Source organism: Candidatus Vampirococcus lugosii (assembly GCF_018420025.1).
Taxonomy (GTDB): Bacteria; Patescibacteriota; Gracilibacteria; order Absconditabacterales; family Absconditicoccaceae; genus Vampirococcus; species Vampirococcus lugosii.
In genome coordinates this window covers 1-8,819 of the sequence record NZ_JAEDAM010000055.1, presented here as the reverse complement: position 1 = coordinate 8,819, position 8,819 = coordinate 1, and the positions used below count along the sequence as shown (strand labels likewise).

The following is an 8,819-nucleotide window of genomic DNA, read 5'->3' as shown; positions in this document are numbered from 1 at the left end:
CTTCATAATCTATAGTAAAATCTGATACTACAGCATTTAATCTCTCTAGCATAAAATATGTATTTTCAGTAAGAGTTTGTCTAGCTTGTATTTGTACTCTAGAACTTATCATCCCCAAATATGTAGATATTATTACTAAAAACACCAAAGACAAAATAATTGTAACTAAAACCATTTCTATCAATGTAAATCATTTTTTGGAATAATTTTTATAAGAAAACATTTTTATATTTTTAGGTTATTAATTCAAAAACTTAATCATAGCTTGTTTTATTCTAAACAACAAATATTTATTTCATTTTCATAAATCATTTTGTTGTAATAAAACATTAGCATTATTTATAGCAGTTTCTATTTTTATCACAAAATCTTCTTTATCTCAATATTCTTGATACATATTATTAAGTATATTTTCCAATAATTCTGATATATTTGAGTATTGAATATCATATTTAAGTAATCATCTACTTATTATTTCATAATCTATTTGTTTCACTAATAGATTATTTTTTTGTTCTTTCAAATCTTTTTTTAAATTCAAATCTATAAATTCATCAAGATTATTTTCTATAGAATTTAATATATTATCAATTTTATTTATCTTTTCTCAAGTACTCAAATTTTCCAATTCTTCTATATCTTGATTTATATTATTATATATAGATAAATTTTTGGAACTTTTTAACATAAAAAACTCAAGTTCTTTTTCCAAATATTTTTTAATATCTTCTATTTTTTGAGTTTTTTTTGATTCATAAAAATCTTCAGATCTATTAATTAAATTTTCTCTTAACTCTTGATAATCACTTGCATTATCAAACTCGTCTAATTTAGTATCTATACTATTCAAATTTTTATCAATTAAATTTGAATAATCATTCAATCAAGATAAATCTAAATCAATAACTGATGAATAAGAAATTTCATCATCATTGTAATAATTATTTATAACTTCTTCATAAAAAGAAGTAATATCATTATAATCTTTTTTTGAATAAAATCAATCAATCAATCATTGAAAATATTCATCAATTTCTTTACTATATTCTTTCAATAATAAATCTTTTTTTTGTTCAATATCTTCTCATAAAAAATTTTGAAAATTTTTATATTTATCGTAATAATTATCAATTTCAGAATTTAATGATTTTTGTAGTCAAGCAGTGGTTTCTTGTTCAAAACTTTCTATAAAATCATAAATAGTAGATGAAGATCACATATAAACTTTATTTATATGATTTATATCTTTTTTGAGATTATTAAATTTTTCAATAAAATTTTCAATTTTTGATATATTATCAAATATAGTATCAATTTTATCTTGATTTTCGTCAACTATATTTTCATATTTTTTTTTCAAATTATTTATTTTATCACTATAATTATTTTCATATTGATTTATTAAATCTTCATAATATTTAATATTTCAATCAATATCATTATTTAAAGATTCTAAAAGTGTTTCAAATCTATCTTGATCTATTAAATCAAAAGATAAATCTCTAGATAAATTTCTATTTCTATTTTTGAAAGAATTAAAATCTTTAATTATTTTATCTTCTATTTCAAAATATCTATCAAGATTTTCTTTTTTAATTTCAGAAAAATCTATTTGTTCAAGTTCTATTAATATATCATAATATTCTTTTTCACTTAATTTATTTATTTTATTTTCATATAGATTTTGTAAATTTTGATATTTATTAGATACTGATGAAGTTAATTTATTTTGTTTTTCTTCTACAACATCAACCAAATTTGCAAAAGATTTTCATATTGTTCAAAACAAAATAACAATAAATATAAATAATATTTTTTTCATTATTCAAAATAAATTTTAATTTAATAAAAATTTATTCATTAATAATATTTTTTTGTAATATTTCAAGTTGAAATTTTTAATTATTTATATATAAATTTGACATTTATTTAATTTAATAAAATATTTAATGATAATACCTACAGTCATAGAGAAAACAGCGAATTGAGAAAGAGCATATGATATTTATTCTAGATTATTGGAAGATAGAATTATTTTTGTATGAACTCAAGTGGAGCCAAATATGGCAAATTCTATAATTGCACAACTTTTATTTTTGGAAAAACAAGATCCTGAAAAAGATATAGTTATGTATATAAATAGTCCTGGTTGAGTTGTAACATCTGGTATGGCTATTTATGATACTATGCAATATGTAAATTGTGATATAGCTACAGTATGTACTTGAATGGCAGCTAGTATGTGATCAATATTACTTACTGCTTGAACAAAATGAAAAAGATTTGCATTACCGAATTCTGAAGTAATGATTCATCAACCTTTGGGATGAGTAGAATGACAGGCATCTGATATACAAATTCATGCTGATCATATTATCAAAACTAGAAAAATATTAAACTGAATATTAGCACAACATACTTGACAAAAAATTAGTAAAATAGAAAAAGATGTAGAAAGAGATAATTTTTTGGATGCTGAATCTGCAAAAAAATATTGATTAATAGATGAAATTATTGTATCAAGTAAAGAAATAAAATAGTTTTTATAAATTTTAAAAACATTTAATGACTTCTACAATCGTTATACTTATAATATTATGAATAATAATAATTTATATTATTATAATTTATAATAAATTAGTTAAACTAAAAAATAATAGAGAAAATAGTTTCTCTGATATAGATGTACAATTAAAAATGAGAGCTGATCTAATACCACAATTATTAGAATCTATAAAATGATATATGAATCATGAAAAAGAAACATTACAAAAAGTTACTGAAGCTAGAACATCATTTTTAAATTCAAATACTGTAGATGAAAAAGTTCAATCAGGTAATATGTTGGAATGAACTCTTAAATCTTTATTTGCAGTAAGTGAATCTTATCCTGATCTTAAGGCAAATCAAAATTTTTTGCAAATGCAAAATGAAATGTCAAATATTGAAAATAAACTTGCTTCATCAAGAAGATATTTTAATTCTTCTACAAAAGAATTAAATACTTATGTAGAAATATTCCCATCAAATATTATAGCACCAATTTTTGGATTTAATAAAAAAGAATATTTTGAAATTGATAATAGAGAAGAATTAGAAAAAGCACCTAAAATTAGTTTTAATTAAAAAAAGATTCTTAATTAATAAATTAAGTTTGATTTTTATAAAAAATAGATAAAAGACATATTAATGAAATGAGTGGGTAAAAGAGATTTAGTAATATTAAAAAAATTAAATACTGAAAAATATATTAAAAATAATTTAATATAAGTTTTGTTATTTAATTACTAAAAAATTTTTAATTTAATGAAATTATTTAAAAAAAAAGATTATTGGTTTATATATTATTGAAATTTGAGAGAATGAGAGAGATATTCAAAACTATTACCAAAAAGTTATTTATCCAAAAAAATAAATCTTGAATGATACAAAATGTACAATTTATGAATAAGTCCGTGATTAATTAGAAATAAATCAAAATCAAAAAATTATATAATTGCTGAAATAAATAATTATAAATTATCAATTTTTAAATATTATTATTTAATAATATTGCTTTGATTTATAGAATCAGTATATCTTTTTAGATATAAAAGGACAAAAATTTATTTACAAAATAAAAAAGTTAATATTTATTTATATAATTGGAAAATTAAAAATAATAATGAAATTATTGATTGGAAAAATATAACTTAAAATATTAAATGTAATTATAGACTAGCATTGTTTACACAAAAAAATATAATAGATAAAATTTTTATTTTTGTAAACAACACTAGTCTATATTATATTATATTTTATTTTATTTTAAATACTTTTCTACTTCCATAGATGCCATACAACCAGTACCTGCTGATGTAATAGCTTGTCTAAATTTTTTATCTTGTACATCACCAGCTGCAAAAACTCATGGAACAGAAGTTTGAGTAGTTCAAGATTTAGTAATAATATATCAATCTTGATCTAGTTCTATTTGTCAATCCAAAAATTTAGTATTTGGAGTATGACCAATTGCATAAAAAAGTCATCAAATTTCTAAATCATAATCTCTATCATTTTTATTATCATATACAACTACTGATTTAATAACATTTTCTCATTTTGCTTCTTTTATTTCTGTATTCCACAAAATTTCAATTTTTTCATTATCAAATGCTCTTTGTTGCATAACTTTTGATGCTCTAAATTCATCTCTTCTTACAAACATATAAACTTTACTTGCATATTTACTAAGATGATCAGCCTCTTCTATAGCTGAATCACCTCATCCAACTACTCACAAAACTTTATTTCTAAAAATTGGTAATGCTCAATCACAAATAGCACATGCAGAAATACCTTTTTGCCAAAATTCTGATTCTCATTTAATTCACAATCTTTTAGCAATAGCTCAAGTTGATATTATCAATGATTTAGTTTTGTATACATCATCACCAACATAAACTGCAAAAGGAGAAGAAGATAAATCTACTTTATCTACAGTTTTAGTTTCTATCTTTACTCATGAATTTAAAGATTGTTCCCTCATTTTTTCCATCAATTCTGTACCATTAATTCAATTTGGGAAACCAGGAAAATTTTCAACTTCATTAGTAGTTGTCAACTGTCAACCTGCAGAAACTCATCAAGCCATATTTCATTCAAACATAATAGGAGCAAGCATTGCTCTTCAAGCATAAATTCCTGCAGTATGTCAAGCAGGACCTGATCAAATTATTATAAGATTTTCCATATTTGTTTAATTTAATTTTTTAAAAATACTAAACATATAATACAAATTAAATTACATTGTACTATATATAGTGTAAATAATTATATATTATATTATCTACTTTACAAAACAAAATATTAATCTACATATAGATTATTTACAATATATTTGGACTCAAAACTTTCCTTTATGAATATTTCAATAAATTTTTAGTAAATAACTAAAAAAATTTCAATACTATTTATACTAAATTTGTACACTTAAAAAATACTAAATAAAAAAAGCAAAATTTTTACATAATTTCTTTAATTAAATAAGCAATAATACTATTTATTCTATAATTTTTTTTACTCAATCTTTGTACCATTTATCACATTCTATATTTTCAACTTTATTTTGATCTCAATTTAATTTTAATCACATTTTTTTTGATAATTTTATAGTATAATCATCAAAATATTTATCTATAGGTTCATTTATATTTGACGAATATCACATTTTATATCTACTTATTTTTTTATCATTTCATATTGTTATTATACATCTTCACAAAATATTTCATTTTTCATTTTTTATATAAAAAATTCATTTATTTACATCTATAGTATTTGATATACATGAATAATAATTTGATTCATGAAAATAAAATGACATACAACTTCAATCTACTACATTTCACATCATCAAACATTTGATAGGATTTAATTCTTTTTCTATTATTATTTTTTTGCTATTTTTTCATTTTTTTTCTTTAAATAATTTTTTTATCAAATTAATTTGATTTTCCAAATCTTGTGTCAAATTTTGTTTATCTCTTTTTTCTATATCTTTATTACAATTTTTTATATGTATATTGTAATATTCCAATAATTGTCAATATTTATCAAAATTAGTTTTGAAATTAAATCAAAGTTCATTTATTAAATTTATTATATTAATACAATTATTGTAATTTTCTTCTATTAAATTATTTAAATTATTTATTGATTTATCATTAATTTCTTGATCAAGACTTATCTCTTCCCTATTTGATGACAACCATATTTTTTGTTGTTCTTCTGTTAAATTTTCTGCCAACCATTTATTATTATTTTCTGTATCATACTGTTTACAGTCTTGTATATTTTCAAATTTTCAAAGCAAATAATTATATAATAAACTATTTATTTGATCTTTATTATAAGCTGGATTAATAGACATTTTGTATGCTTCAATAAAATCAAAATCATTTATTTTATATTTTTTAATATTTCAAATATTTATATTTCATCACAAATTTTTTCTAAGTTCATTTATTATTCTTATTTTTAATTTTTTATCATAAATTCTATCAAAATATTTTATTAAATTTTCAGCCAAAAAATTTTTCAATCAATCAAAATTTTTAGATTTAACAAAATTATCAAACTTTCTCAAAAGTTTATTTTTTTGTTTTTCCTGATTAAGATCAATTATTTTTTCAAAATTTTTTCTTAATTCTTCAAAATCTATATTTCAATAATTTTCAAAATTTTCAATAATTTCAAATTTATCTATATTAATATTTAATCAATATTCTTCTACAAATTTTATTTTTTCCAAAAGATCAAAAAAAGATTTTTGTTTATTATTTATATAATATTCAAATAATTTTGAAAAATTTTTATATTTTGGAAAATTTTTTGTAAAAAATTTTTGACTATTATTTTGAGAAACCAAAATTCTTTTTTTGATATAATTATTTATATTATAACTTAAATTATGATTTCTATATTGATTTAAAAAATTAATATTTTCAGCTTGAGCTATTTCTCATATATCAAATATAATTTCATTATCAAATACATCTTCAAGTTCATTTATATTTTTGATATTATACAAATATATAATATATTCCAAATATTCTTCTTTTGTATATTGCATTATATCCAATATATTTATATTTTTACAAATTTCGCTAAATTCTTGCAAAGAATTAGATAAATTCATTATTAATTTAATATTATTTTTCTTTCAAAAAATTAATATTCTAACTATTTTTCTATTATTTAAATAATAATTAAGTTCTTCCAAATTATCAAATAAATTAATTAATAATTCAATATTTTCTTCTTTTCATAAATTTAAAACTTCCATAAGATTTTCATTATTACAAATATTTTCAAAATCTTGTGAATTATTACATAAATCTATAATATATTTTAATTTGTGTAAATCTGAATATTTTAATATATTCAAAACATTATTAGAAACATAAAAATTATCAGGATTTTGTAATAGTTCTAATTCATATAATTTTATTACATATCTAAAATTTTCTTCTTTTGAGTTTTTCAAAACATTTACCATATAAGTATTTTTATATATTTTTTGAAAATCTTCAACATTATTAAATATTCTTATAATAAATTCCAAATTTTCTTCTTTTGCAAATTCTAATAAATTCCTAAGCAATTCATTGTTATATATTAATTCAAATTCTTCTCAACTTGTAATATTATATAAATCAACTATATTTTTTAAATTTTTTTCTTTTGTATTTTTTATAAAATATATAAACAGATCATCATTAGATAATTTATTAAATTCATCAATTGAATATATATTTTTTATAATATCTAATAAAATATAAGAAAAATCATTTTTCATACTTGATAATATTTTTATATATTCTTCATCATCTATTAATGTTTCATATATATTTTCATTCATTTGTATTATATCTTCCCAAATTTCATCTGTTTCATAAAATTTATTTATTTTTTTTTCCATATTTAAAATAATTATTTATTTTTAAATAAATTATTATAATAATATTTTTTTAATATTCAAAATCAAAATATAAGAAAATTATTATAGAAATAATCCATAATAAAACTATTAAAAAAAGTTTTATTTGAAAAGAAGTTTTTCTTGTTTTATGATTAAATAATATCATAGATATTAATTGTCATATAAATCATCATATCAGTGCTAATAATAAAAGTCTTTTTTCACTTATACGATTTTGTTTTTTTATAGATTTATATTTATCCCAAGTAAATAGAATAAATCATAATAAATTTATAAAAATAAAATAATAAAGCAATATATTATACATTGATTTTTGAAATATATTAAATATATATAATTAATTTTATATATTCTTATAAAGATAAATGATAATAAAATCAAGTGAAGATATGCAAATATTTGCTGAAAAAATAGCTCAAAAATGATATAAAAAAATATTATTAAATTGAGAATTATGAGTTGGAAAAACAAATTTTGTTAAATGATTTGCAAAATGAATTTGAATTTCTGAAAATATAATTCAAAGTCCAACATATACATATATAAATGAATACAAAAAATTATTACATATAGATATGTATAGATTAGAATCTATAGAACAAATTTATGAAATGTGAATTTTTGATAAAATTGATGAATATGAATATATATGTATAGAATGGCCAAAATTTATAAAAGAATATATATCCAAAGAATATTTAAATATATATATAGAAAAATTATCAAAAGATGAAAGAGAACTAATTTATTAAATTATTCTTAAAAAAACCTGCACTGAAATACAGCACAGGAAATAGGTGAAATTATTATTTTATTCTAAAAACTTTTTTAGATAGAACATAGTTTGGATTCAAAAAAAGAATGCTTGATCCCAAACTTCTGTTACTATTCCAACTGTATCATATACAGTTTCGTTCCAGTCAAAACTATCATTATTATCCCAGGAATCATTTACAGTTTCAACCGTATCATCCCAGGTCTCTTCCCAGTCAAAGCCATCCCAGGAATCATTTACAGTTTCAACCGTATCATCCCAGGTCTCTTCCCAGTCAAAGCCATCCCAGGAATCATTTAGAACCAACTCATCATTAAAAACATAGTTTTGAGAAGACATATCTTTCACCTTTTGATGCAGTGTTTACAGATATATCCAAACTTTAAATAAAGTTTGGACAAACTAATTGTATTGTTTTTACAAAAAAAATCAACATTTTTCTAATTTTCTGCATCTAAATTAAAGAAAAAAGTGAATTTTGTTGATTCTGTAGCTGTTTTCTTTGATTTCTATTTCGGAAAAATTTTCAATTATGTAATATATATTCAACTACTTCTAACC

10 protein-coding genes are annotated in these 8,819 nt (G+C 19.3%); 4 read left to right on the top strand and 6 right to left on the bottom strand.

Going from position 1 to position 8,819, the window contains the following annotated elements; all coding sequences use genetic code 25:
• Together VAMP_RS03980 and VAMP_RS03975 are read right to left on the bottom strand one after the other, a co-directional pair.
• The coding region (locus VAMP_RS03980) for a PulJ/GspJ family protein (RefSeq protein WP_213349576.1) at positions 1-223 on the bottom strand (223 nt) is incomplete at its 3' end.
• A gap of 18 nt (positions 224-241) precedes the next feature.
• The gene (locus tag VAMP_RS03975) at positions 242-1,822 is read right to left on the bottom strand and encodes a hypothetical protein (RefSeq protein ID WP_213349573.1); all 1,581 of its coding nucleotides are present in this window, start codon (positions 1,820-1,822) and stop codon (positions 242-244) included.
• A 127-nt stretch (positions 1,823-1,949) separates the two neighbouring features.
• Here VAMP_RS03975 and clpP point away from each other — a divergent pair, with 127 nt between their 5' ends.
• The 3 genes from clpP to VAMP_RS03960 all read left to right on the top strand — a co-directional run bounded on the left by clpP (position 1,950) and on the right by VAMP_RS03960 (position 3,696).
• Positions 1,950-2,540, top strand: a complete 591-nt coding sequence (gene clpP / locus VAMP_RS03970; RefSeq protein ID WP_213349570.1) for an ATP-dependent Clp endopeptidase proteolytic subunit ClpP — start codon at positions 1,950-1,952, stop codon at positions 2,538-2,540.
• A gap of 25 nt (positions 2,541-2,565) precedes the next feature.
• A complete protein-coding gene (locus tag VAMP_RS03965) occupies positions 2,566-3,126 on the top strand; it encodes a LemA family protein (protein ID WP_213349567.1) in 561 nt (186 codons plus the stop codon).
• 180 nt (positions 3,127-3,306) lie between these two features.
• Positions 3,307-3,696, top strand: coding sequence for a hypothetical protein (locus VAMP_RS03960; RefSeq protein WP_213349564.1), 390 nt, complete (start codon positions 3,307-3,309; stop codon positions 3,694-3,696).
• A 106-nt stretch (positions 3,697-3,802) separates the two neighbouring features.
• Here VAMP_RS03960 and trxB read toward each other — a convergent pair whose 3' ends face one another.
• The 3 genes from trxB to VAMP_RS03945 all read right to left on the bottom strand — a co-directional run bounded on the left by trxB (position 3,803) and on the right by VAMP_RS03945 (position 7,790).
• Positions 3,803-4,732 carry a thioredoxin-disulfide reductase gene (trxB, locus tag VAMP_RS03955; RefSeq protein WP_213349561.1) on the bottom strand — a complete coding sequence of 310 codons (930 nt, stop codon included), beginning with the start codon at positions 4,730-4,732 and terminating at the stop codon, positions 3,803-3,805.
• A 309-nt stretch (positions 4,733-5,041) separates the two neighbouring features.
• Positions 5,042-7,462 carry a ligand-binding sensor domain-containing protein gene (locus VAMP_RS03950; RefSeq protein ID WP_213349558.1) on the bottom strand — a complete coding sequence of 807 codons (2,421 nt, stop codon included), beginning with the start codon at positions 7,460-7,462 and terminating at the stop codon, positions 5,042-5,044.
• Positions 7,463-7,511: 49 nt separating this feature from the next.
• The gene (locus VAMP_RS03945; protein WP_213349555.1) at positions 7,512-7,790 is read right to left on the bottom strand and encodes a DUF1294 domain-containing protein; all 279 of its coding nucleotides are present in this window, start codon (positions 7,788-7,790) and stop codon (positions 7,512-7,514) included.
• 58 nt (positions 7,791-7,848) lie between these two features.
• Between VAMP_RS03945 and tsaE the strand changes: the two genes are divergently transcribed.
• Entirely contained in the window at positions 7,849-8,235 is a 387-nt protein-coding gene (tsaE, locus tag VAMP_RS03940; protein WP_213349552.1) for a tRNA (adenosine(37)-N6)-threonylcarbamoyltransferase complex ATPase subunit type 1 TsaE, read from the top strand.
• Positions 8,236-8,294: 59 nt separating this feature from the next.
• Here the strand turns inward: tsaE and VAMP_RS03935 are convergent, their stop codons facing one another.
• Complete coding sequence (locus tag VAMP_RS03935; RefSeq protein WP_213349549.1) at positions 8,295-8,597, bottom strand: hypothetical protein; 303 nt, start codon at positions 8,595-8,597, stop codon at positions 8,295-8,297.
• Between the last annotated feature and the right edge of the window lie 222 nt (positions 8,598-8,819).